This window comes from Streptomyces sp. GLSS-08 (assembly GCF_056387915.1).
In genome coordinates this window covers 98,749-122,218 of sequence record NZ_JBWJAQ010000006.1, presented here as the reverse complement: position 1 = coordinate 122,218, position 23,470 = coordinate 98,749, and the positions used below count along the sequence as shown (strand labels likewise).

Below are 23,470 nucleotides of genomic sequence, written 5' to 3'. Positions count from 1 at the left end.
TCGTGCCGCACATGACACACGAGATGGTTGCCACGCTGCGCCCGCTGCTCGCCGCGGAGGCCTCGGCCGAGGCACACGCGACCGGAGCGGAGCCGGGCGACCTCGAACAGGCGGTCTGGGTGCGCCTCCTGGAGCGCCTCGACACGGACGGGGCGCCCGCCGACCCGCAGGGCTGGCTGCGCCGCGCCGTGCGCTCCGAGGCCCGCCGCAGCCGCCGCACGGCCCGCTTCGAGAGGTCGTACGGAGCCGAACCCGTGGCCGACCAGCGGCCCGGCCCGGAACAGCACGCCCTCAGCGCGGCCCGGCACCGCGCCCTCCACGACGCCGTCCGGCGGCTGCCCGGCCGCTGCCCCCGCCTCATGGCGGCGCTGCTCTCCCCCCGGGACCTGACCTACCGGGAGATCGCAGGCGAGTTGGGTATCTCACAGGGGAGCCTGGGACCGGAACGTTCCAGATGCCTGGGATGTCTGCGTCGATTGCTCTCCCCGGAGGTTGCGGCCCACGAAGCACGGGGATAGGAGTGGGGGACAACCGGTAAACAGGTGAGCGGGAGGCATGCACACATGGGCATGAGCGTGACCATCTCGGGGGCGACCGACCAGGAAGCCGAACAGATCCTGAAGTTGCAGTACCTCTGCTACCAGAGCGAGGCCGAGCTGTACGGCGACTACCGCATCGAACCCCTCACCCAGTCGCTGGACTCGCTCAGGGCCGAACTGGCCCGGGGCGCGGTGCTGGTGGCCCGGCTCGGGGACGAGGTGGTGGCCTCGGTGCGCGGCACCGTCGACGCCGACGGGACGGCACGCATCGGCAAGCTCATCGTCCACCCGCGCATGCAGCGCCACGGCCTGGGCGGCCGCCTGCTCTCCGCCATCGAGACCCGGCTGGGCGCGGACGGCGCCGCCAAGTCCTACCAGCTGTTCACCGGTCACCGCAGCGAGCACAACCTGCGCCTGTACCGCAAGCACGGCTACGCCCCGGTCTCCACGAGGCGCGTCGACGAGCGCCTCACCCTCATCACCCTGGCGAAGGACGCCGACGCGAGCGCCTTCGCCGCCAGCGCCTAGGGCCTGTCTGCGGCCGCTGCCGGGCGGGCCCTGCGGAGCCAGTACATCGCCGTCAGCGGCAGCAGCACCGGGATGAACAGGTAGCCCATCCCGTAGTCCGACCACACCGTGGCGTCGGGGAAGGCGGACGGCTCCACGAGCGTCCAGGTCCCGACGATCAGCACGCCCGCGAGCTCGGCGGCGCAGCACACCAGCGCCGCCCGGCGGGCCGTCTCGCCGCCCCGGACGAGCGAGTACGTGATGAAGCCGTACACCAGACCCGCGACGGCGGACAGCGAGTAGGCGAGCGGGGCCTTGTCGAACTCCGTCGAGATCTGCACCGCGGAACGCGACACCGCCCCGACCACCATCACGCCGTACAGCCAGACCAGCAGCATGCCGGGCCCGCGGATGAGCCGGACCCGCTTCCGCCCGGCCGGCGCCTGTGCCGGGGGCACGTTCCCGTTCTCGTCGGCGGCCGGCATCTCAGCCTCCCCAGATGTCGTAGAGCCGCACTTCGAGCACGGCGAGGACCGCGCCGCCGGCCGCGACCGTGATCGAGCCCCAGCGGGTGCGCTCGGCCAGCGACATGAACCCCGCGGCGGGGACGCACGCGACGGCGCCCAGCAGATACGCCACGAAGATCGTCGTGCCCTGTTCCGGCTTCTGGCCCCGCGACAGCTGGACGATGCCGACGACCAGCTGCACCAGGGCGAGCAGCGACACCACGGCCATGCCGATGAAGTGCCAGTCCTTGGTGGGCTGATCGCGGTAGGCGGCCCAGCCGCACCAGGCGGCGAGCAGGAGTGCGGCGACGGCGGTCGCGACCGTCAGGGCATCAAGCATGCCGCGACCCTATTACGGGCCAAATGGTCCGATGCCCCCGCCCCCGGCGTGCCACGGGAGGGCGGGAGCCCGGCAGGGCTCCGTGGCGTTGGCCACAGCCGTGCCCCACGCGGGCCGGCTCGGGCTCGCCGCCGCGGGCCGTCCGTCCCGTCCGCACTGGTCGCGTGGGCGGAGCGCGCGCCCTCGGGTGCGCCCGGCGTCCACGGCTGTCCGCTATTCGGACAGCGGTGCGGGTCCCCGGGCATACGTCTGCTTTACTGATCGCATGACCACGACGAGCAGCCGCATCCTTGCGACCGAGGCGACCACGACGCCCGGTGCTCGTTGTATGTGTCGAATGTGCGCCTTCTGAGGGCCCCCGCACCACCCCTGAGCCTCGCGCCCCGAAGCGAGACGGCTGTGCCGTGTCCGTAGCTCCTGCGTGACCGAGCCGGCCCCCGCGCACACGTTCTCCCCGGTTCGACCGCCCCTCGCGAGAACCGTGCCGCGTTCCCGACCGCATGCACCCGTGCCGGGGCACACCCACGCCCTGCACTCGACAGTGACGGAAACCCAGTGATCACGACAACGGGCCTGACCAAGGTCTACCGCTCGCGCGGCCGTGAGGTGACCGCCCTCGACGGCGTCGATCTGCACGTACGCGAAGGCGAGGTGTACGGCGTCATCGGCCAGTCCGGCGCCGGCAAGTCCTCCCTCATCCGCTGCGTCAACCTCCTGGAGCGCCCCACCGCCGGCACCGTGACCGTCGCCGGACAGGACCTCACCGCCCTCGCCGGCCGCGGCCCGCGCGCCGGCCGGGAGCTCCGCAGGGCACGCAGCCACATCGGCATGGTGTTCCAGCACTTCAACCTGCTGTCCTCGCGCACCGTGCAGGACAACGTCGAACTGCCCCTGGAGATCCTCGGCATCTCGGGCAAGGAGCGCTCCCGCAAGGCGCTCGACCTGCTCGACCTGGTCGGCCTCTCCGACAAGGCGAAGGCCTACCCGGCGCAGCTCTCCGGCGGACAGAAGCAGCGCGTCGGCATCGCCCGCGCCCTGGCCGGCGACCCCAAGGTGCTGCTCTCCGACGAGGCCACCAGCGCCCTCGACCCCGAGACCACCCGGTCCATCCTCCGGCTCCTGCGTGACCTGAACCGGCAGCTGGGCCTGACCGTCCTGCTCATCACCCACGAGATGGACGTCGTCAAGACCGTCTGCGACTCGGCCGCCCTCATGCAGAACGGCCGCATCGTCGAGTCCGGCACGGTCACCGAGCTGCTCGCGACCCCCGGCTCCGAGATGGCCGCGGCCCTCTTCCCGGTGAGCGGCGACGCCTCCGCCGACGACCGCACCGTCATCGACGTCACCTTCCACGGCGAGGCCGCCACCCGGCCCGTCATCTCCCAGCTCTCGCGCACCTACAACATCGACATATCGATCCTCGGCGCCGCGATGGACACCGTCGCGGGCAAGCAGGTCGGCCGGATGCGCATCGAACTGCCCGGCCCCTACGAGGAGAACGTCGTGCCGATCGGATTCCTGCGGGAGCGGGGCCTGCAGATCGACCTCGTCGGCCAGGCGGCCCAGCAGTCCGCGCTCGCTAAGGAAGGTGCCAAGTGACCTGGTCGGAGATGCAGCCACTGCTGACCCAGGCGTGTTGGGACACGCTCTACATGGTCGGCTGGTCCACGCTCATCGCGATCGTCGGCGGCCTGCCGCTCGGCCTCCTGCTCGTCCTCACCGACCGCGGGGGACTGCTGCAGAACGTCGTGGCCAACAAGGTGATCGGGCAGGTCGTGAACATCGCCCGCTCGATGCCGTTCATCATCCTGATGGTCGCCCTGATGACCTTCACCCGCACGATCACCGGGACGACCATCGGCCGGGACGCGGCGATCGTGCCGCTCGCCGTCGGCGCGATCCCGTTCTACGCGCGGCTCGTCGAGATGTCCGTCCGCGAAGTCGACAACGGACTGGTCGAGGCCGTGCAGTCGATGGGCGGCAGCACCTGGAAGACAGTACGCAGCGTCCTCGTGCCCGAGGCCCTTCCGTCGCTGATCTCCGGCGCCACCACGACGGTCGTCGCGCTCATCGGCTACTCCGCCATGGCGGGCACGGTCGGCGCGGGCGGACTCGGCGACATCGCCATCCGGTACGGCTACCAGCGCTTCGAGACCGGCCTGATGTGGATCACCGTGGCGGTGCTGGCCGTCGCCATCTCCTTCCTCCAGTTCGGCGGCGACTTCGCCGCGCGCGCCCTGCACCGCAGGGGTGCCAGGACCGGCACCCTGCTGCTCTTCCGCCCCTTCAGCGGCATCTTCCCCGGCACGGTCGCGACCGACGCCGTCAGGAAGAGCTGACCCGGACTCCCCGTCCCACCCAGACGGGGCCGCTTCACCCATAAGGAAAGGCACTTTTCGTGCGTAACACCGCCAAGATCACCACCGCCGTCCTCGCCGCCGGAGCCCTCACCCTCGGCCTCAGCGCCTGCGGCTCGGACAAGGACTCCGCCTCCGACACCAGCGGCCCGCTGATCGTCGCCGCGAGCCCCACCCCGCACGCCGAGATCCTCACCTACGTCAAGGACAACCTGGCGAAGAAGGCGGGACTCGACCTCGAGGTCAAGGAGTTCACCGACTACGTCACGCCGAACACGGCGACCGAGGACGGGTCCGTGGGCGCCAACTACTTCCAGAACCAGCCCTACCTCGACGACTTCAACAAGAAGAAGGGCACCCACATCGTGCCCGTCGTCACGGTGCACCTGGAGCCGCTCGGCCTGTACTCGCACAAGGTCAAGAAGGCCGACGAACTCAAGAGCGGCGCGACGGTCGCCGTCCCGAACGACACGGTCAACGAGGCGCGGGCGCTCAAGCTCCTCGACGACAACGGGATCATCACTCTCAAGAAGGGTGTGGGCAACGAGGCGACCCCCGGCGACATCGTCAAGAACCCGAAGAACCTGAAGTTCAAGGAGCTCGAGGCCGCCCAGACGCCCCGCTCCCTGGACGACGTCGACGCCGCGGTGATCAACGGCAACTACGCCATCGAGTCCGATCTCAAGCCGGCCGACGACGCCCTCGTCCTGGAGTCGGCCAAGAACAACCCCTACGGCAACTTCCTGGCCGTGAAGAAGGGCAACGAGGACGACCCGCGCGTGAAGAAGCTCGCCAAGCTCCTCACGTCGCCCGAGGTGAAGAAGTTCATCGAGGACAAGTACGCCGGGTCCGTCCTGCCGTCCTTCTGATCTCCGACACGGGGCCGCTCCCGGCCGGTTGCCCCCGGCCGGGCCCGCCGGTCACCCCACGGGGTCCGCTCTTCACCGGGAGTGGACCCCGTGATGCGGTTCGGTGCTTCCATGCTGCATGCTGGGCAGTTCAGCAGGCCCGACGACATCCGACGGCCCGACAGCTTCCGAAGGTTACGGAGCGGCGCATGACGAGCACCTTCCCCGGCATCTCCATCAGCACGGAGCGGTTGGTGCTGCGCCCGCTCGAAGAGGACGACGTCCCGGCCCTGGCCGAGATGATGAACGACGAACTGGTCGCCGCCTGGACCTCCGTACCGCAGCCCTTCACCGAGGACGGCGCCCGCCGCTGGATCGCCGAGTACGCGCCCGCCGAACGCGCGGCGGGCCGCGGACTCGACCTGGCCGTCGCGGAGTTCCTCACCCAGCGGCTGGTCGGCATCGTCCAACTCGGCAGGACGAACTGGCACGTTCGCTCCACCGAACTGTCGTACATCATCGCTCCCTGGGCCCGCGGCGAGGGCTACGCGTCCGAAGCCGCCCTCGCCACCGCCCAATGGCTGTTCCGCGACCAGGAGTTCGAGCGCATCGAGCTGCGCACGGCCGCCGACAACACGGCCTCCCAGCAGGTCGCCCAGAAGATCGGCTGCATCAGCGAGGGCGTCCTGCGCAACGCCTGCATAGCGCGCACCCGCACCGAGGACGGCACGTGGGCCGACCTGCGCACCGACTTCATCGTGTGGAGCCTGCTGCCCGAGGACCTCGACGGCGTCGCCGAGGAACTCGCCGAGACGACCGGCTTCACGTCGTACTCCGACTGGAACTGAAACCGCGGGACCGCTCCCACCGTGGCGGGGGCCGTCGCCGCACCGCCCAGGTCCACCGGGTACCCTCACGGAGCCCGTGCGCGGGCAGTCCCCCCGACACGCTGCGAAAACCACCTGGAGACTGACGACGATGGCCGACCGGGTCACGGTGATCGGCTGGGACGGCTCGCCGCTGACCGCCGCGGCGCAATCCGCTCTCAGTGCCGCCACGCTGGTGGCGGGCGCCGGCCACCACCTCGAACTCCCCGAAGTGCCAGCGACCGCAGAGCGCGTCCGCCTCGGCAGCGTCGCCCTGGCCGCCCGCCGCATCGCCAACCACCGCGGTACCGCCGTCGTCCTCGCCGACGGGGACCCCGGCTTCTTCGGAGTCGTGCGCACCCTGCGCGCTCCCGAGTTCGGTCTCGAGGTCGAGGTCGTCCCCGCCGTGTCCTCCGTGGCCACCGCCTTCGCCCGCGCCGGAATGCCCTGGGACGACGCCCACGTGGTCGTGGCACACCCTCGCTCGCTGCGACGCGCCGTCAACGTATGCCGTGCCCACACCAAGGTCGCGGTCCTCACCTCACCCGGCGCAGGCCCCGCGGAACTCGGTCTGCTCCTCGAAGGAGTCCACCGCACCTTTGTCATCTGCGAGGAGCTCGGCACCGGCCGCGAGCAGATCAGCGTCGTCACCTCCGACAAGGCCGCCGACCACACCTGGCGCGATCCCAACGTCGTCATCGTCATCGGCGGCTTCGTGGCCGCGGCCGAGGGCGGCGGCTGGATCGCCGGACGCGAGCCGGGCGCGGGCCCGCGCGGCTGGGCGCTGCCGGCGACGGCGTACGGCGGTGTGCTCGGCGAGGGCGAGACGGATCTGCTGCGCGCCGCGCAACTCGCCCGGCTCGGGCCGCGCATCGGTGACCTGGTGTGGGACATCGGCTCCGGCAGCGGCGCCTTCGCCACCGAGGCCGCCCGCACCGGCGCCGCGGTCATCGCGGTCGACCGGAACCCGGCGGCCTGCGCGCGCACCGACGAATCGGCCCGCGTCTTCGGCGTCCAGGTGCAGATCGTGCCCGGCACCGCCCCGCACGTCCTGGAGAACCTCCCCGAACCCGACGTCGTCCGTGTCGGCGGCGGGGGAGCGGCGGTGGTCTCCGCCGTCGCCGACCGCCGACCGCAGCGCATCGTGACCCACGCGGCGACCCGTGACGCCGCCGAACTCATCGGCCGGGACCTCGGCGAGCACGGCTACCAGGTCGAGTGCGCCCTTCTCCAGGCCGTCGACCTCGACACGCGGGCCTGGACGGAGAGGGAGCGGAGCGTTGCGTTCCTGCTCACCGGGCGTCTGCCCGATCGCGCCCCGTGATCCGCTTGTCGTACCGCGCGCGGTAGGCTGGCCGATCGTGGTACCGCACTTGTGCCCGGCGCTTCGTCGGCCAATGTCCGGAAAACGCGCCCCTTTTGGGTCGGGTGTGGTACGGCGTCGGCCGGAGGACGCGCAACGTGGCGCAGTCCACAGTGGACCGTCGCGGATCAAGCTGTCGCGACGGCGGGACGACCGCGACAATGCCAGTTAATGGCTTTGTCTCCTTTGCGGGCGGGTCGTTCGTGCCGCTGGGCACGCACGCTCGTTCTTCTCTGCGGGGGGGCGGTCGGTGCGCCGTTCCGGGCGAGCTGGTCGTAGGAGCACTAACCGATGGGCGAGGGGTACGCATGACCGACACCGGCCAGGTCCCGGGCGAGGGACTGCCTGAGAACGCGGGCGTGGTGGAGCAGCCGGGCGTCTCCTCGCTCGGTGCGTACACCTACCTCGACCCCTCCGGCGCCCCCGCCGAGGACGACGATCTGCTTCTCATGCCGGGCGCACAGGGAGCGTGGGGCAACGAGGTGGCACCGCCCGCCCCGATGCCCCTCGCCCCCGAGCCGCACCCGCTGTTCGTCCCGCAGGCCGCGCACGAGCCCGGTCCGCACGAGACGGGCGGCCGGGACAGCGGCTCGGTCGATCTCGGCGGTGTCCGGACGGCCGCCGCTCCGGCGTCCCAGCCGGCGCCGCCCCGCCGTCCCCTGCATCTCGGTCCGCCCACCCCGGACGGCTCGTCCAGCCCCGTGCGCTCGCTCGCGGACCGCGGCCCGGCGGGTGCGCCTGCCGCCCCCGCGCCCGTACGCCAGGCCGGCCCGCCGGCCAACGGGCCCGAGTACCCCGACGTCCCGCAGCTCGGGGACGTCCCGCAGCAGGGCGCGCCCTGGGGTGCCGCCCCGCAGCCGGCCACCGGGGGGATCCCCGCAGAAACGGTCGTCCCGGAGGCGGCACCGACCGCGGAGGCCGGGCCCGCCCCGGAACCGGCGCAGGTCGCGGACGCGTCCCCGGAGCCGGAAACCGCACCGCCCTCGGAGACCGCAGAAGCCGCCCAGGCCCCGGACGGCACTGAAGCCGCCCAAGCCCAGGACGACACCGAAGCCGTGCAGGCCCCGGACGGCACCGAGGTGCCCCAGGCCGCGCCCGCTGCGCAGGCCGCACCCGCCGAGCCCGCACCCGCCGAGTCCGCGCTCGCGCTCGCCGAGCCCGCTCCGGACGAGGCCCCAGTGCCCGAAGCGCCGCAAAGCATCGAGACGCCGCAAAGCATCGACGCGCCGGAAGGCATCGACGCGCCCGCAGGCACCGACACGTCGGGGATCCCCGACGCCGTACCTGCACCCGAGACCGGAGCCGTGCCTGCCGGTGACGCGGCACTCGCGCCGGAGAACTATCTGCACCAGCAGGCCCTGGACGGTGCCGTCCTCGCCGACGGGTCGCCCGCCCCGCGGGACCCGGACGCACCGCTGATCCCGCAGACCCTCGACGGCTCACCGGACCCGCACACCGGGCACGTGACCGACTTCGAGACCGGGCAGCCGCCGCAGCAGGCGCAGGCCGACCTTCACGGACCCGCCGTTGCCGAGCCGTCCGGCCCCGAGGGGGAGGAGGCCGAGTCCGCGCACCCCCTCCCGGCGCCGGACCTTCAGCCCGCCGCGGCCCTTCAGGCGGCCCCGGACCTCCAGCCCCTCCCGGATCCGCAGGGCTTCCTGAACCCGCACGACGCCTCGTACGCGTACGAGCCCCGGATCGCGCCCCCCGCACGGCCGCGGACCACCGAACCGGCAGCGCCGGAGGCGGACGCGGCCGGCACGGGGGCCGCTCCGCCCACCGGGGCCGTGCTGCCGGACGCCGGTGCCCCGGACACGGAGTCCGCCGCCCCGTTCGTCGACGCCGGGCCCGCCGACCCGCAGCCCGTGGAGGCACCGCAGCCGTCGGCCGGGACGGACCCCGTGCCCGCGGTCGACGCGGCGCACGCCGAGCCGGTCGCGGACGTCGCACCGGGTTCCGCCGCGTCCGAACCCGCGGCGCCGTACGTCCAGCAGATCCCCGAACCCGTCGCGGAACAGCCGCACGCCGTCCCGGTGGGCGTCGGCGCGCCCCACGCCGTCCTGGGTCAGGCCCTGGCCGGTCACGCGCGGGGCGAGGTCCTGCCGGACGAAACGGTCGCGTTCCCGGAGCCTGCGCCCGCCGCGGTCCACCGGGAGCAGAGCGTGGGCCGGCACGCGAACCGGCCCGTCGGTGAGTTCGTCCCCGTCGAGGGCTCGGTGCCGACGACGCCGCATCTGGCCCCGACACCCCCGCACGCCATGACGGTGCCACCCCTGCCACCGCAGGAGCAGCAGACCGCCCCGGTCCCCGACCCGGAGCCGGCACCTGTCGCTCCGCCGACGACCGCACCCGCCTCGGCACCGACCGAGGAGCCCCGGCTCACCGAGGAACCGGCCGAAGCCGAGGCGGACCAGCCCCTGGCGGCCGGGCCCGTCGTAGCCGAAGCACCGGTGGCGGAACCCTTGGCGGCCGAGCCGGTCGCGGAGGCACCTGCCCCGGTTCCGGCCCCCGAGCCGACGGACGAAGCGGAGCCCGCCACCGCCCTCGCGGCGGCCGAGGAACCCGACGCCGCCGTGCCCGCCCCGCGCGGGGCCGAGGCATCCCCCGTACCGGAGCCGCCCGCCGCGGACCCGGAAGTCGTAGTCGCACAGCAGGCGGACGACCTGGACACCCAGGGCGCCGACCAGGAAGAGAGCACGGCCGCAGTGGAAGACGTGAGGGAGTCCACCGGCCCCGCCGCGCCCGGTTACGACGACGCCGAGCGCGAGGCCGTGCTGCGCGTGATGCGCGAGCGCCGCGACATCCGCAACGGCTTCCGCAGCGACCCGATCCCGCACGACGTGCTGCTGCGCGTCCTCGAGGCCGCCCACACCGCGCCGAGCGTCGGCCATTCGCAGCCGTGGGACTTCGTGGTGATCCGCTCCGGCGAGACCCGCCGCTCGATGCACGAACTCGCGGCGCGTCAGCGCGAGGCGTACGCGAAGTCGCTGCCCAAGGGCCGGGCGAAGCAGTTCAAGGAACTGAAGATCGAGGCCATCCTCGACACCCCGGTGAACATCGTCGTCACCGCCGACCCGACCCGCGGCGGCCGCCACACTCTGGGCCGCCACACGCAGCCGCAGATGGCCCCGTACTCCTCGGCGCTCGCCGTCGAGAACCTCTGGCTCGCCGCGCGCGCCGAGGGCCTCGGCGTCGGCTGGGTCAGCTTCTTCGACGAGCGTGAGATGGTCCGCGCCCTCGGGCTGCCCGAGCACCTGGAGGTCGTCGCCTACCTCTGCGTCGGCTACGTCGACGAGTTCCCCGACGAGCCCGAGCTGATGCAGGCCGGCTGGTCCAAGCGCCGCCCGCTGTCGTGGGTCGTCCACGAGGAGACGTACGGCCGTCGCGCGCTGCCCGGCGAGGAGCCGCACGACCTGCTCGCGGAGACCGTCACCAACATCCGCCCCCTCGACGCCAAGGCGCTCGGCGAGGCCTGGGAGCGCCAGAAGCGGATGACGAAGCCGGCCGGCGCACTCGGCATGCTGGAGATCATCTCCGCGCAGCTGTCGGGACTGTCCCGCCAGTGCCCGCCGCCCATCCCGGAGCCCGCGGCCGTCGCGATCTTCGCCGGGGACCACGGTGTGCACGCCCAGGGCGTCACTCCCTGGCCGCAGGAGGTCACCGCCCAGATGGTGGCGAACTTCCTGGGCGGCGGCGCGGTGTGCAACGCCTTCGCCAACCAGGTGGGCGCCGAGGTCTGCGTCATCGACGTGGGTGTCGCCTCCGACCTGCCGGCGACCCCGGGGCTGCTGCCGCGCAAGATCCGGGCCGGCACGTCCGACATGACCACAGGTCCCGCGATGACCCGCGAGGAGGCCAGGGCGGCCATCGAGGTGGGCATCGAGACCGCCCGCGACCTCGTGGCGGCCGGCAACAAGGCGCTCCTCACCGGCGAGATGGGCATCGCCAACACCACCGCGTCGGCGGCCCTGATCTCGGTCTTCACGGGCGCCGACCCCGGTGAGGTGACCGGTCGCGGCACGGGCATCAACGACGAGACCCTGGCCCGCAAGACCGAGGTCGTCCGCCGCGCCCTGGAGCTGCACCGGCCGGATGCGGCCGACCCCGTCGGCGTCCTCGCCGCGATCGGCGGATTCGAGCACGCCGCCATGGTCGGCCTGCTGCTGGGCGGCGCCTCCCTGCGCACGCCGGTGATCCTGGACGGGGTCAGTGCCGGCGCCGCCGCCCTGGTGGCGCGCGCGATCGCCCCCGAGGTGCTCGCCGCCTGCATCGCGGGCCACCGCAGCGCCGAACCCGGCCATGTGGCAGCCCTGAACAAGCTGGGCCTGCGTCCCCTGGTCGACCTCGACCTGCGGCTCGGGGAGGGCACGGGCGCGCTCCTGGCGCTGCCCGTGGTGCAGAGCGCGGCGCGGGCGATGCACGAAGTGGCGACGTTCGACTCCGCCGGGGTGACCGAGAAGTAGCACCGCGACCGCCGTGCCCTGTCCTGCCCCTCGTAAGGCGGTACGGGCAGGACACGACCGCCCGGAGCCGGCTTCGGCGCCCGCGGACACCGATCCGCTGCCGACTCGGCACCTGGACGCCGACCCGGCACCGGGGCGGCACCCCCGGGATGCCGCCCCGGCACCGGACGGCGCCCTCGGACACCGCCCCGGTCCTCAGCCAAGCCCAGACACCGCCCGGTTTCGGGCGGCACCCTGGAACACGGCCCCGGTCCTCAGCCCCGCCCGGACACCGCCCGGTTTCGGGCGGGCCCGGGCGCGGGGAGGAAATCCGCACCCGCCCGCGCCACCACACGGACCCGCAGCTTAAAATCCGCACGTCAGGCCCGCTCCGAAGGCGCAGGGGGCCCGTCTCGCACCGCCCCGCAAGGAGCCGACCTGCCATGGCCGAACACCCCGCCTACCCCGTAGGCCTCCGCCTCGCCGGCCGCCGCGTCGTCGTCCTCGGCGGCGGCCAGGTGGCCCAGCGCCGCCTGCCCGCCCTGATCGCTGCCGGCGCGGACGTCCACCTCGTGTCACCGCAGGCCACTCCCTCCGTCGAGGCGATGGCGGACGCGGGCGAGATCAGCTGGACGCGGCGGCCGTACGAGGACGGTGACCTCACCGACGCCTGGTACGCACTGATCGCCACCAGCGACACCGCGGCGAACGTGCGTGCCTCCGCGGAGGCCGAGCGGCACCGCGTCTGGTGCGTCCGCTCCGACGACGCCGACGCCGCCACCGCCTGGACCCCGGCCACCGGCCACAGCGAGGGCGTCACGGTCGCCGTGCTGACGACCGACGCGCGGGGCCGCGACCCCCGGCACACCGCCGCCATCCGTGACGCCGTCGTCGAAGGCCTGCGCGACGGCACCCTCGTGGCGCCCCACCACCGCAAGCGTGCCCAGGGCGTCGCCCTCGTCGGCGGCGGCCCCGGCGACCCCGACCTGATCACGGTGCGCGGCCGCCGGCTCCTCGCCGAGGCCGACGTGGTCATCGCCGACCGCCTCGGCCCGCGCGACCTGCTCGCCGAACTCCCCCCGCACGTCGAGGTGATCGACGCGGCGAAGATCCCGTACGGCCGGTTCATGGCCCAGGAGGCCATCAACAACGCGCTGATCGAGCACGCCAGGCAGGGCAAGGCGGTCGTCCGGCTCAAGGGCGGCGATCCCTTCGTCTTCGGCCGCGGCATGGAGGAGGCCCAGGCGCTCGCCGAAGCGGGCATCCCGTGCACGATCGTCCCGGGCATCTCCAGTTCGATCTCGGTCCCGGGCGCCGCGGGCATCCCGGTCACGCACCGCGGGGTCGCCCACGAGTTCACGGTGGTCAGCGGTCACGTGGCCCCCGACGACGAACGTTCCCTGGTCGACTGGGCGGCGCTGGCCAAGCTGCGCGGCACGCTGGTCGTCCTGATGGGCGTGGACAAGATCGGCGCCATCGCCCGCACGCTCATGGACAACGGCAAATCCGCCGACACCCCGGTCGCCCTGGTGCAGGAAGGCACGACGGCCGCCCAGCGCCGGGTCGACGCGACCCTCGCGACGGTCGAAGAGACCGTACGCACCGAGGACGTCAGGCCCCCGGCGGTCATCGTCGTCGGGGAGGTCGTGAACGCGGGCGCGGGGCTGCTCACGGACCTCTTCGGAGCGGTGCCCTCCGGGCCGTCCGACTCCCCGGCCACCGCGCTCCCCGAGTAGCACGCTCCACGTAACCCCGGGTAACCCACCCGTTCCGAGCCGTTGGCACCGCACCCAGGACAAGGCAGTATCACCCTGTGGCCGATCTCATCACCGTTGAGGACCCCGACGACCCGCGTCTGCGTGACTACACGGGCCTGACCGACGTGGAGCTGCGCCGCAAGCGCGAACCGGCCGAGGGCCTGTTCATCGCCGAGGGCGAGAAGGTCATCAGACGCGCCAAGGACGCCGGCTACGAGATGCGCTCGATGCTGCTCTCCGCCAAGTGGGTCGACGTCATGCGCGACGTCATCGACGAGCTGCCGGCCCCGGTGTACGCGGTCAGCCCGGAGCTCGCCGAGCAGGTCACCGGCTACCACGTGCACCGCGGCGCCCTCGCCTCCATGCAGCGCAGACCGCTGCCGACGGCGGACGACCTGCTGCGGTCGGCCCGCCGGGTCGTCGTCATGGAGTCGGTCAACGACCACACCAACATCGGTGCGATCTTCCGTTCGGCGGCGGCCCTCGGCATGGACGCGGTGCTGCTCTCCCCGGACTGCGCGGACCCGCTGTACCGGCGTTCGGTGAAGGTCTCCATGGGCGCCGTCTTCTCCGTGCCGTACGCCCGGCTCGACTCCTGGCCGCGGAGCCTGGAGTCGGTGCGCGAGGCGGGCTTCGCCCTCCTCGCGCTCACCCCCGACGAGAAGGCCAAGACCCTCGACGAGACCGCGCCGCACAGGATGGACCGGGTCGCTTTGATGCTCGGCGCGGAGGGCGACGGCCTGTCCACCCGGGCACTGGTCGCCGCCGACGAGTGGGTGCGCATCCCGATGGCCCACGGTGTCGACTCGCTCAACGTCGGCGCGGCGGCGGCGGTCGCCTTCTACGCCGTGGCGACGGGCCGCCCGCCTGCCTGAGCGTCCCGCCGGCCGATGCGCCCCGCCGGAGTCCGGCGTCCTGCCCGACGCGCGTCCCGCTACCGCGGGGCGATCCGGTGTCCGCCGTCCGGCGGCACGTACGACAGCTCGTGGCGTACGTCCGTGCGGGCGCCCCCGTCCCCGAGCCCCCGCGCCGGACCCTGGCAGCCCTGGGCCACCGCGATGCCCAGCGCCACCAGCAGTGTCACCACGACGAACACGAAGAGCCGCTGCCGCAGGAGCCGCGGATTGGCGGGCCGCCGGCCGGTGCCGGTGGTACGCGGGCCCGGCCGGCCCGCGCCGCTGCGGGGAGCGGGCCGCCTGCCGGAGCGCGTCGTGTCGCGCGAGGGCGTAGGGCGCGAACCCGACCGCGAGCCGCCGCCCGTGCGGGGCTGGGAGGTGCCCCGTGACCCCTGTGTGCCCTGCGGGCGGCGCTGGGTGCGCTGCTCGGCGTACTGCTCGGCGAGCCGGCCGCTCGGCCGGTCCGGGTCCGTGCGCGGGGCGGGCGGCCGTACGTCCGCGAGTCCCTGCCCCTCCCGGGCCGCGATCTCCTTGAGGCGCAACGACAGTTGCAGCGTGCTAGGGCGCTCCTCGGGATCCTTCGCGAGGCAGGCCCGCACGAGCGGGGCCAGCGCGTCGGGAACGCCGTGCAGCTGGGCCTCCTCGTGCACCACGCGGTACAGCATCACCTCGGAACTGCCGTGCCCGAAGGGCGAGTCGGCCGTCGCCGCGTAGGCGAGCGTGGCACCCAGGGAGAAGACGTCGGTCGCCGGAGTGACGGCGGCGCCGCGCACCTGCTCGGGCGCGAGGAACCCCGGCGACCCGACCGCCGTACCGACGTGCGTGAGGGTGGAGGCACCCGTCGCCCAGGCGATCCCGAAGTCGATGATCCGGGGGCCCTTCGGGGACAGCAGGATGTTGGACGGCTTCAGGTCGCGGTGGACGACACCGGCCTCGTGCACCGCGACGAGCCCCTCGGAGAGGGCGGCGCCGACGGCCGCCACGTCGGCGGCGCTCAGCGGTCCCTCCTCGGCGACCTTGTCGTGCAGCGAGGGCCCGGGAACGTACTGCGTGGCGAACCACGGCCGCTCCGCGTCGAGATCGGCCGCGACGAGCCTCGCCGTGCAGCCGCCCCTGATCCGCCGGGCCGCCGAGACCTCGCGCGCGAACCGCGACCGGAATTCCTGATCCTCCGCCAGGTCGGGCCGGATCACCTTGAGTGCGACCCGCTGGCCACGCCGGTCGGAGCCCAGGTAGACAACGCCCATCCCGCCCGCGCCGAGCCGTCGGTGAAGCCTGAACGAGCCGACGACACGCGGGTCCTCGCGCCTCAGGCGCATCATCGCCATGTCCATCCCCGCTGCCCGGTCCGTTTGACGAGCCACAGCTTACGTTTCCACGGCCGGGCGCGTGCATAGGCCGCGCCCTCACGACCCGATCGATTGTCAGTGCCGGGTGGGAGACTTGAGAGGTGGTCAGGGAACGCGCGGCCAGGCCCGCTTCGAGCCGCCTGGGGTCCCAACCATCCGTCGCAGAAGGGGGATTGAGCCCATGAAGGGTGACCGTGTGGAGATAGTCGTGGACGCCGGGGACACGACGCGTACGTACGAGGTGGTGGCGAGCAGGGCGGGCCGCCGGGTGGAGACGGCGGTGCGCCGGGGTGTCGTGGAAGTGAGCGAAGTCACCCGAAGTGGATCAGTGGTGCGCACGGCGCGCTTCATGGCCAATCGGGTGCTGGCCCTCGTCGAGCAGCCGATCCCGAGACAGGACACCTCGGAAGAGTAGGGACACACCGGACGTCCCCTCCGGGAAGACCCTGAGACCTAGGACCTCATCTCCACCCAGGGGAGTACGTCGCAGGTCATCGCTCATCCTCCGGGAGGCCCGGCAATCGGTACGAGGGCATGACGACCGGCACCCGCCGGGCCCCTAGATTTGAGGACAAGCGGCGGGTGCAGTACTCGTCCCCCGAGGTCAGACACCCGCCGCCGTCAAGAACTACGGAAACTCGGTCAGGAGAGGGACCATGGCCCACACGGCACCGCGGACAGCGATCCGCACGCAGGGACGCAAGGCGTACACGGCCGCGTTCGGCGGCAGCACGGGCCGTCGCCACCCGTTGGTGGCGACAGCGATGGTCCTTCCCCTGGCGGCCCTGCTCGTGGTCGTGTTCGGCGGCTGGGAAGCAGTGGTCACACAAGCGTCGTCCGTGGGCGTGATGCTGGGGCGCTGAGCGGCGCCCCGGGCCCGGAAGAGCGGTCCGGGCGGGGACATCCGGCCAGGAAACCCCGTGGGGACGGGGGTGCGGCGGACGGCACAGATGCCCGCGCAGCTGGGGAGCTGCGCGGGCATTGCCATGCCCACGCCCGACCGGCCGCCAGGGACGGGGCCGCCACCCTGGCGACGCACCACGGTGACGGGCCGTCGCCGTCGCCGTGGGGACGCAACCGCCGTGAAGACCGAGCGCGGTGCCTGGCTGTCGCCGTGGGGACGCAACGGCCGTGACCGGGCTGCCGCCCTGGAGAGCGATCGCGGTGCCGGTTTGCCGCCGTGGGGGACGCGCCGTCGTGACGGGGCCGTCGCCGTGGGGACGCAACCGCCGCGACCGGCTGCCGCCCTGAAGACCGAGCGCGGTGCCGGGCTGCCGCCGTGGGGGGCGCACCGCCGTTCCCGGTTTGCCGCTGTGGGGGACGCGCCGTCGTGACGGGGCCGTCGCCGTGGGGACGCAACCGCCGCGACCGGCTGCCGCCGTGAAGACCGAGCGCGGTGCCGGGCTGCCGCCGTGGGGACGCGCCGCCGTGTCCGGAGCGACCGCCGTGGGGACGCATCGCCGTGACGGGGCCGCCGTCGCAGGGACGCACCACCCCGTCCCGAGCCGCCCGCCGCCTGCGTACGCTCACTTCGAACCGAACGTATCCGAGGGGGAACCGTGACCGCAGACGTGCTGCCCGCCCTGACCGCCCGGGCGCGCGGCGCGGCCCACCCCGGCGCCGCCTGCGCACACACCGAAGCCGTCCTCGCCGACCGGGCGGACGGCACCGTCGTGCGGCACGGCGACACCGTCGCCAAGGCCCACGACTCCGGTACGGACCCCCGGGAGCTCTCCCGGCGCCTGGCCGTCGCCGCGCACCCCGGCCTCTCCGGTGTCCTGCTGCCGCCCCTGCGCCCGGCCCCCGTCGCCCTGCACGGCCGCCCCGTGACCTTCTGGCCCTACGGCACCCCGGTCGACCCGGAGACTCCGGAGGCGGCCCCCTGGGAGGAGGCCGCCGTCCTGCTGGCCCGGCTGCACCGCACGCCGGTGCCGGCCGGACTGCCCGCCATGCGCGGCCCGGCGAAGGCGGCCCGTGCGATCGGCCGGCTCACGGCGGCCGGCCCGCACCCCGCCGCCGAACCGGTCCTGCGCGCCTGGGCCGGCCTGCCGCCCTGGGCCCGCGCCGAGGCCCCGACGCCGGCCGCGCCCAGCGCGCTCTGCCACGGCGACGTCCACCTCGGCCAGCTCGTGCGCCACCCGGCGGCGACCGGCCCCTGGCTGCTCATCGACGTCGACGACCTCGGCCACGGCGTGCCCGCCTGGGACCTGGCCCGCCCGGCCGCCTGGTACGCGTGCGGTCTCCTGCCGCCCGACGAGTGGACCCGCTTCCTGACCGCCTACCGGCAGGCCGGTGGCCCGGCGGTTCCCGCCGAGGGCGACCCCTGGCCCGCGCTGGACGTGCCGGCCCGCGCGCTCACCGTGCAGACCGCGGCGCTGGCGATCGCCAAGTCCGTGGCGGCAGGGCGCCCCCTCGACGAGGTCCAGCAGGCCGTGGTCGACACGTGCGACCGGATGGCCGCCCTCCCGCCGGAGTCCGCACGTGATCACGCGAAGTAGGGTGCAACCGACCGCAGGCCGGGCAGTGTCTGTCCTGATGTAGAGCGAAGCAGCGTTGACGACGAGGAGTTGAGCCGAGCATGCAGTGTCCGAAGTGCCATGCGCCCATGCACACCTACAACCGCAATGGCGTCCAGATCGAGCAGTGCAGCGGCTGCCGCGGGATCTTCCTGGACTACGGCGAGCTGGAGTCCCTGACCCGCCTGGAGTCCCAGTGGTCCCAGCCCGCTCCGCCGCCCCCGGGCGCCCCGCAGGCGTACCCCTCGGCCCCCGCGCCGGCGTGGGGCGCCCCGCAGGGCGGCCACGGTGGCCACGGCGGTCACTACGGCGGCCACCACCGCCAGAAGAGCTTCGGGCACATGCTCTTCTCGTCCTGAACCGAAGAGGGGGCCCTCCGCACGGGAGGGCCCCCTCGCCGTTCCCCGGCCGGACCCGGCGCACGACGAAGCCCCCGGCCGTCGAGACGGCCGGGGGCTTCGGCTGGTGCGCGATACTGGGATTGAACCAGTGACCTCTTCCGTGTCAGGGAAGCGCTCTCCCGCTGAGCTAATCGCGCGGGACATGGTGCGGTGTACTGCGTGCGCGATACTGGGATTGAACCAGTGACCTCTTCCGTGTCAGGGAAGCGCTCTCCCGCTGAGCTAATCGCGCGGGATCGGATCTTCGACGAGATCCGGTGGACGATACTGGGATTGAACCAGTGACCTCTTCCGTGTCAGGGAAGCGCTCTCCCGCTGAGCTAATCGTCCTTGGAGGTGGAGACGGGATTTGAACCCGTGTAGACGGCTTTGCAGGCCGTTGCCTCGCCTCTCGGCCACTCCACCAGGAGTGCGGGGGTTCGGGAAGATCCCCCTCTTCCTACGAGCGGACGACCAGGTTCGAACTGGCGACCTCAACCTTGGCAAGGTTGCGCTCTACCAACTGAGCTACGTCCGCGTGTCGTTTCCGGTCGGCTCACGCGTCCCGGTGACGTGTTGAACTCTAGCGGATTCCCGGGCCAGTACAAAAACGCGTTTGTGCAGCGTGCTGCGGTGCGTCCGCGCGGGGACGCGGCCGGGCCCACCCGCAGGTCACCCGCCCTAGACTCGACTGCGTGCACGACCTCCCTGCTCTCGCCCGCTTCGGCGGCCTCGTGGCGACCCGCCTCCTGGACGTCACCAGCGACCCCGCGGCCCTGGAATCCACCGGCTTCTGGGCCGTGGCGGCCGACTTCGAGGGCCGGCTGACCTGCGCCCGTTTCGGCGACGTACGGGCCGAGGAGGTGCCCGCGCCGGTGCCGGGTGAGTGGCGGGGACCGGCGGCCGGTGACTGGACGTCGTCCCTCGACCGCGCCGCGTACACCGAGGGCGTACGGCGGATCCGGAAGCACATCGCGGCCGGTGAGGTGTACCAGGCGAACCTCTGCCGCGTGCTCTCGGCGCCCGTCGCCCCCGGCGCCGACGTGGACGCGCTCACCGCGCTGCTGGCCCGCGGCAACCCCGCGCCGTACGCCGGGACGATCCGCCTTCCCGCCCACGGCGTCGAGATCGCGACCGCGTCCCCGGAACTCTTCCTGCGCCGCGACGGCCGGACCGTCGAATCCGGGCCGATCAAGGGAACGGGGCGGACGGAGGCGGACCTCCTGGAGAAGGACCACGCCGAGAACGTGATGATCGTGGACCTGGTCCGCAACGACATCGGGCGGGTCTGCGCCACCGGCACCGTGACCGTCCCCGACCTGTGCGTCGTCGAGAAGCACCCCGGACTGGTGCACCTCGTCTCCACCGTCCGCGGGGAACTGCGCGAGGACGCGGGCTGGCCGGAGCTGCTCGCCGCGGCCTTCCCGCCCGGCTCCGTCACCGGCGCCCCCAAGTCCAGCGCCCTGCGGATCATCGACGCTTTGGAGACCGCGCCCCGAGGCCCCTACTGCGGCGGCGTCGGCTGGGTCGACGCCGACCGGGGCACCGGGGAGCTGGCCGTCGGCATACGCACCTTCTGGATCGACCGCGCCGAGGGTGTCCTGCGTTTCGGCACGGGGGCGGGCATCACCTGGGGCTCGGACCCCGAAGGCGAGTGGCGGGAGACCGAGCTGAAGGCGTCGAGACTGCTCGCGGTAGCGTCGGGGACGTACGAGGCGAGTGGAGGGACCCTTTCGTGAAGATCTGGCTCGACGGCGGGCTGCAGGACATCGAGTCCGCCCGCGTCTCCGTCCTCGACCACGGACTGACCGTGGGCGACGGCATCTTCGAGACGGTGAAGGTGGTCGACGGGCGGCCGTTCGCCCTGACCCGTCACCTCGACCGGCTGACCCGCTCGGCCCGCGGCCTCGGCCTGCCCGACCCCGACCTCGACGAGGTGCGCCGCGCCTGCGCCGCGGTCGTCGAAGCCGACCCGATGGCGCTGGGGCGGCTGCGGATCACGTACACCGGCGGCCACGGCCCGCTCGGTTCGGACCGGGGCGAGCACGGCCCGACGCTCGTCGTCGCCCTCGGCGGGACCGCCCGCCGCCCCGACTCCACCGCCGTCGTCACCGTGCCGTGGACCCGCAACGAGCGCGGCGCCCTCACCGGCCTCAAGACCACCTCGTACGCGGAGAACGTGGTCGCTCTGGCCCGCGCCCGCGAACAGGGCGCGTCCGAGGCGCTGTTCGCGAACACGGTGGGGCAGCTGTGCGAGGGCACGGGGTCGAACGTCTTCGTCGTCCTCGACGGCGAGATCCACACTCCGCCGGTCGCCTCCGGCTGCCTCGCCGGCATCACCCGCGCCCTCGCCGCCGAGTGGACGGGCGCCCGGGAGACCGACCTGCCGTTCGACGTCCTGGAGCGCGCCGACGAGATCTTCCTGACGTCGACGCTGCGGGACGTGCAGGCGGTGCACCGCGTCGACGGGCGTGAACTCCCGGGCGCCCCGGGCCCGGTGACGGCCAAGGCGATGCGGATCTTCGAGGAGCACGCCGGGAACGACCTCGACCCGTAGCCCGAACCGCCGGGAAATCCGGATGACGTCCGGCCGTCGGGCGGGTACAACACCCCTGATGACCACGACCCTGCGGCCGACCGAGCCGCTCCAGCACCACGCCGACGGGACGCGCTCGCGCCGCTACCAGGTGTGCGTGAACAGCCGTCCCGTGGGCGCGATACACCTCAGTACCCACGCGCTCTTCGGACCCGGCGTCGCTCGGGCCACCGACCTGTGGATCGACGAGCCGGACCGCGGACGCGGACGGGGCACGGTGGCCGCCCTCGCCGTCGAGGAGGTGGCCCGCGGCTGGGGCTGCCGGCGGATCGAGGTGTCGGTTCCCGCCGACGCCGTGGCAGCCCTCGGGCTGACGAGTGCGCTGGGGTACGTCACACGCAACCGCGGCATGGAGAAGCGGCTCGGCGCCGCACCCCCGCAGCTGCCCGCGGGCAGCCGTGCCCGCCCCATGTCCCAGGAGGAGTACGAACCTTGGGAGGCGCTGGCCAGGGAGAGCTACGCGCAGATCTGGATCGAGCGCGGTGTGCCCGAGGCGGAGGCGTACGAGAAGTCGCGGCGCGACCACGACGAGCTGCTGGCGCGGGGGACGGACACCGAGGGCGTGCTGATCAGCGTCCTGGAGCACGAGGGAGCTCCGGTCGGCACGCTGTGGCTGGCGCTGCAGGACGACCGCGCCTTCGTCTTCGACGTCGAGGCCGACGCCGCCCACCGCGGCCGGGGTCACGGCCGTACGCTGATGCTGCTGGCCGAGGCGCAGGCGGTGGCCGCCGGCCGGCCCGTGATCGGCCTCAACGTCTTCGCGGGCAACACCCCGGCCGAGCGGCTCTACGAGTCCCTCGGCTACGAGACGACCGCCCACCACCTGTACAAGAACCTGCTGTAGGGCCGGGGGCGGACGGGATCAGGCCTCCTGCTCCGCCAGCAGCCGGTCGGCGATCTCCTCGACGCGCTCGCGCAGCCCCGCCTGGCTCCTGCCGCCGTCGAGGCGCTCCCCGCCGATGACGTAGGTCGGCGTGCCCGTCACGCCGATGGCCTTGCCCTCGGCGTGGTCGGCGTCGACGATCAGGATGTGCCGGCCGTCGATCAGCGCGGTGTCGAACTCCTCGGCGTCCAGGCCCAGTTCGCGGGCCACCTCGACGAGGAACCGCTCACCTCCGCGGTCGAGTTCCTCGACGCGGCCGAGCACGGCCTCCACGTACGGCCAGGCCCTGCCCTGCTCCGCGGCCTCCTCGGCGGCCTGCGCGGCGGCGAAGGCGTGCTTGTGCTTGTCCAGCGGGAAGTGCCGCAGCCGCAGTTCGACCCGGTCGCCGTAGCGGGCGCGCAGGGCGCGCAGGTCGTCCAGGGCCGTGCGGCAGTCGGGGCACTGCAGTTCGCACCAGATGTCCAGGACGGGGGTGCCGGGGCGGGCGGCGGAGGAGTCGTTCATGGTCCCCAGTCTTCCAGCCGCGGCGCCGGTGCCCAACCGGGACCTCCGCGGCGCCGGTGCCCAACCGGGACCTCCGCGGCGCCGGTGCCCAACCGGGACCTGGGGAGGACGCCGACCCGGAGATGTCCCTGAGGTCCGCCCGGGCCGTGGCACGGCGGGCCGGGCTCGGTGCAGGATGGAAGGGACGCAGTAGCCCTTCCCGCCCGCACCCCGCCCGGAGGACCGGATGATTGCCGAGACCGTCTGTTCCGCCGTGTCCGCGGCCGGGCTGGGTATCGCCGTGGTCACGGCGTACCGCAAGCGTTTCCTGGCCGCGGCCCGCATCGCCGCCTACTCCCTGGTGCCCGTCGGTCTGGTGATGACCGGTGCCGTCGGCTGGGCGGCGGACACCGCCTTCAGCCCGACCGCGTGGGCCGGTTTCGCGGTGCTGGGCGCTGCCTGGCTGCTGTTCCTGACCACCCGGGCCGCCGAGCGCCGCGGCGGCGGCACCCGCGAGGAGCGCAAGGCGGCGCGGGCCACCGCGCGGCGTGCGGCGGTGGCCCCGGAGGCGTCGGCGCCCTCGCTGGGGCAGACCGCGCGCCCCGCCGGGCGGCCCGCCCCCGCGCGGCGTCCGGCGGCGGCCCCGTCGGAGGACTTCAGCGACATCGAGGCCATCCTGAAGAAGCACGGCATCTGAAGCCGTACGGAGCACGGAGCCGGTCCGGGACGGCCGGCACGCGGGAAGCCCTCAAGTGATCACATGATCCGCGGAAGTGATCACCTCCGGCGTCGTGCTGCGCGAAGATCAGTGAACTCCCGGTCATTTCGGGTGTCTTGATCGC

22 protein-coding genes and 5 tRNA genes are annotated in these 23,470 nt (G+C 73.3%); 18 read left to right on the top strand and 9 right to left on the bottom strand.

From position 1 onward, the window contains the following. Positions 1-11: 11 nt before the first annotated feature. Positions 12-518, top strand: a complete 507-nt coding sequence (locus tag AC0ZLC_RS12685; RefSeq protein WP_476752027.1) for an RNA polymerase sigma factor — start codon at positions 12-14, stop codon at positions 516-518. Positions 519-563: 45 nt separating this feature from the next. Beyond that, on the top strand, positions 564-1,067 hold the full coding sequence (locus AC0ZLC_RS12680) for a GNAT family N-acetyltransferase (protein ID WP_476752026.1): 504 nt from the start codon (positions 564-566) through the stop codon (positions 1,065-1,067). On the opposite strand, the gene AC0ZLC_RS12675 is transcribed toward AC0ZLC_RS12680, so the two are convergent. Both AC0ZLC_RS12675 and AC0ZLC_RS12670 read right to left on the bottom strand, forming a co-directional pair. Next, positions 1,064-1,531, bottom strand: a complete 468-nt coding sequence (locus AC0ZLC_RS12675; protein WP_476752025.1) for a hypothetical protein — start codon at positions 1,529-1,531, stop codon at positions 1,064-1,066. The two genes, AC0ZLC_RS12680 and AC0ZLC_RS12675, sit on opposite strands and share 4 nt — an antisense overlap. A 1-nt stretch (position 1,532) precedes the next feature. Beyond that, positions 1,533-1,892 (bottom strand): hypothetical protein, encoded by a 360-nt coding sequence (locus AC0ZLC_RS12670; protein WP_476752024.1) that lies wholly within the window; start codon positions 1,890-1,892, stop codon positions 1,533-1,535. 555 nt (positions 1,893-2,447) lie between these two features. Here AC0ZLC_RS12670 and AC0ZLC_RS12665 point away from each other — a divergent pair. The 8 genes from AC0ZLC_RS12665 (at position 2,448) to AC0ZLC_RS12630 (ending at position 14,400) form a co-directional block, all read left to right on the top strand. Next, entirely contained in the window at positions 2,448-3,491 is a 1,044-nt protein-coding gene (locus AC0ZLC_RS12665; protein WP_476752023.1) for a methionine ABC transporter ATP-binding protein, read from the top strand. Beyond that, positions 3,488-4,231, top strand: a complete 744-nt coding sequence (locus AC0ZLC_RS12660; protein WP_476752022.1) for a methionine ABC transporter permease — start codon at positions 3,488-3,490, stop codon at positions 4,229-4,231. The genes AC0ZLC_RS12665 and AC0ZLC_RS12660 overlap by 4 nt, the downstream gene beginning before the upstream one ends. A gap of 59 nt (positions 4,232-4,290) precedes the next feature. After that, positions 4,291-5,118 carry a MetQ/NlpA family ABC transporter substrate-binding protein gene (locus AC0ZLC_RS12655; protein WP_476752021.1) on the top strand — a complete coding sequence of 276 codons (828 nt, stop codon included), beginning with the start codon at positions 4,291-4,293 and terminating at the stop codon, positions 5,116-5,118. A gap of 188 nt (positions 5,119-5,306) precedes the next feature. Then, on the top strand, positions 5,307-5,945 hold the full coding sequence (locus AC0ZLC_RS12650; RefSeq protein WP_476752020.1) for a GNAT family N-acetyltransferase: 639 nt from the start codon (positions 5,307-5,309) through the stop codon (positions 5,943-5,945). A 130-nt stretch (positions 5,946-6,075) separates the two neighbouring features. Further along, complete coding sequence (gene cbiE / locus AC0ZLC_RS12645; RefSeq protein ID WP_476752019.1) at positions 6,076-7,287, top strand: precorrin-6y C5,15-methyltransferase (decarboxylating) subunit CbiE; 1,212 nt, start codon at positions 6,076-6,078, stop codon at positions 7,285-7,287. 347 nt (positions 7,288-7,634) lie between these two features. Further along, positions 7,635-11,789 (top strand): nicotinate-nucleotide--dimethylbenzimidazole phosphoribosyltransferase, encoded by a 4,155-nt coding sequence (cobT, locus tag AC0ZLC_RS12640; protein WP_476752018.1) that lies wholly within the window; start codon positions 7,635-7,637, stop codon positions 11,787-11,789. Between the two features lie 422 nt (positions 11,790-12,211). Then, a complete protein-coding gene (gene cobA, locus AC0ZLC_RS12635) occupies positions 12,212-13,504 on the top strand; it encodes a uroporphyrinogen-III C-methyltransferase (protein ID WP_476752017.1) in 1,293 nt (430 codons plus the stop codon). 77 nt (positions 13,505-13,581) lie between these two features. Next, the gene (locus AC0ZLC_RS12630; RefSeq protein WP_476752016.1) at positions 13,582-14,400 is read left to right on the top strand and encodes a TrmH family RNA methyltransferase; all 819 of its coding nucleotides are present in this window, start codon (positions 13,582-13,584) and stop codon (positions 14,398-14,400) included. Between the two features lie 59 nt (positions 14,401-14,459). Here the strand turns inward: AC0ZLC_RS12630 and AC0ZLC_RS12625 are convergent, their stop codons facing one another. Then, positions 14,460-15,755, bottom strand: a complete 1,296-nt coding sequence (locus AC0ZLC_RS12625; protein ID WP_476752252.1) for a serine/threonine-protein kinase — start codon at positions 15,753-15,755, stop codon at positions 14,460-14,462. Positions 15,756-15,951: 196 nt separating this feature from the next. Between AC0ZLC_RS12625 and AC0ZLC_RS12620 the strand changes: the two genes are divergently transcribed. The 4 genes from AC0ZLC_RS12620 (at position 15,952) to AC0ZLC_RS12605 (ending at position 18,645) form a co-directional block, all read left to right on the top strand. Then, on the top strand, positions 15,952-16,185 hold the full coding sequence (locus tag AC0ZLC_RS12620) for a hypothetical protein (protein WP_476752015.1): 234 nt from the start codon (positions 15,952-15,954) through the stop codon (positions 16,183-16,185). Between the two features lie 241 nt (positions 16,186-16,426). Further along, the gene (locus AC0ZLC_RS12615; protein WP_476752014.1) at positions 16,427-16,633 is read left to right on the top strand and encodes a hypothetical protein; all 207 of its coding nucleotides are present in this window, start codon (positions 16,427-16,429) and stop codon (positions 16,631-16,633) included. A 696-nt stretch (positions 16,634-17,329) separates the two neighbouring features. Beyond that, positions 17,330-18,268: an aminoglycoside phosphotransferase family protein gene (locus tag AC0ZLC_RS12610; protein WP_476752013.1), complete on the top strand. Its 939-nt coding sequence runs from the start codon at positions 17,330-17,332 to the stop codon at positions 18,266-18,268. 80 nt (positions 18,269-18,348) lie between these two features. Continuing rightward, positions 18,349-18,645, top strand: a complete 297-nt coding sequence (locus AC0ZLC_RS12605) for a TFIIB-type zinc ribbon-containing protein (RefSeq protein ID WP_476752012.1) — start codon at positions 18,349-18,351, stop codon at positions 18,643-18,645. A gap of 104 nt (positions 18,646-18,749) precedes the next feature. On the opposite strand, the gene AC0ZLC_RS12600 is transcribed toward AC0ZLC_RS12605, so the two are convergent. The 5 genes from AC0ZLC_RS12600 to AC0ZLC_RS12580 form a co-directional block, all read right to left on the bottom strand. Next, a tRNA-Val gene (locus tag AC0ZLC_RS12600) sits at positions 18,750-18,824 on the bottom strand. 23 nt (positions 18,825-18,847) lie between these two features. After that, a tRNA-Val gene (locus AC0ZLC_RS12595) sits at positions 18,848-18,919 on the bottom strand. A gap of 26 nt (positions 18,920-18,945) precedes the next feature. Continuing rightward, positions 18,946-19,017 (bottom strand) — tRNA-Val (locus AC0ZLC_RS12590). A gap of 1 nt (position 19,018) precedes the next feature. Then, a tRNA-Cys gene (locus AC0ZLC_RS12585) sits at positions 19,019-19,092 on the bottom strand. A 39-nt stretch (positions 19,093-19,131) separates the two neighbouring features. Next, positions 19,132-19,204 (bottom strand) — tRNA-Gly (locus AC0ZLC_RS12580). Between the two features lie 157 nt (positions 19,205-19,361). On the opposite strand from AC0ZLC_RS12580, the gene AC0ZLC_RS12575 reads away from it, so the two are divergent. Genes AC0ZLC_RS12575 through AC0ZLC_RS12565 form a run of 3 tightly spaced genes read left to right on the top strand, consistent with a single transcriptional unit; the run spans position 19,362 to position 22,106 of the window. Further along, positions 19,362-20,405 (top strand): chorismate-binding protein, encoded by a 1,044-nt coding sequence (locus AC0ZLC_RS12575; RefSeq protein WP_476752011.1) that lies wholly within the window; start codon positions 19,362-19,364, stop codon positions 20,403-20,405. After that, positions 20,402-21,223: an aminotransferase class IV gene (locus tag AC0ZLC_RS12570; protein WP_476752010.1), complete on the top strand. Its 822-nt coding sequence runs from the start codon at positions 20,402-20,404 to the stop codon at positions 21,221-21,223. The genes AC0ZLC_RS12575 and AC0ZLC_RS12570 overlap by 4 nt, the downstream gene beginning before the upstream one ends. Positions 21,224-21,281: 58 nt before the next feature. After that, positions 21,282-22,106 (top strand): GNAT family N-acetyltransferase, encoded by an 825-nt coding sequence (locus AC0ZLC_RS12565; protein ID WP_476752009.1) that lies wholly within the window; start codon positions 21,282-21,284, stop codon positions 22,104-22,106. An 18-nt stretch (positions 22,107-22,124) separates the two neighbouring features. On the opposite strand, the gene AC0ZLC_RS12560 is transcribed toward AC0ZLC_RS12565, so the two are convergent. Beyond that, positions 22,125-22,649: a DsbA family protein gene (locus tag AC0ZLC_RS12560; RefSeq protein ID WP_476752008.1), complete on the bottom strand. Its 525-nt coding sequence runs from the start codon at positions 22,647-22,649 to the stop codon at positions 22,125-22,127. A 226-nt stretch (positions 22,650-22,875) separates the two neighbouring features. Between AC0ZLC_RS12560 and AC0ZLC_RS12555 the strand changes: the two genes are divergently transcribed. Next, the gene (locus tag AC0ZLC_RS12555; RefSeq protein WP_476752007.1) at positions 22,876-23,325 is read left to right on the top strand and encodes a hypothetical protein; all 450 of its coding nucleotides are present in this window, start codon (positions 22,876-22,878) and stop codon (positions 23,323-23,325) included. The last annotated feature ends 145 nt before the right edge of the window (positions 23,326-23,470 follow it).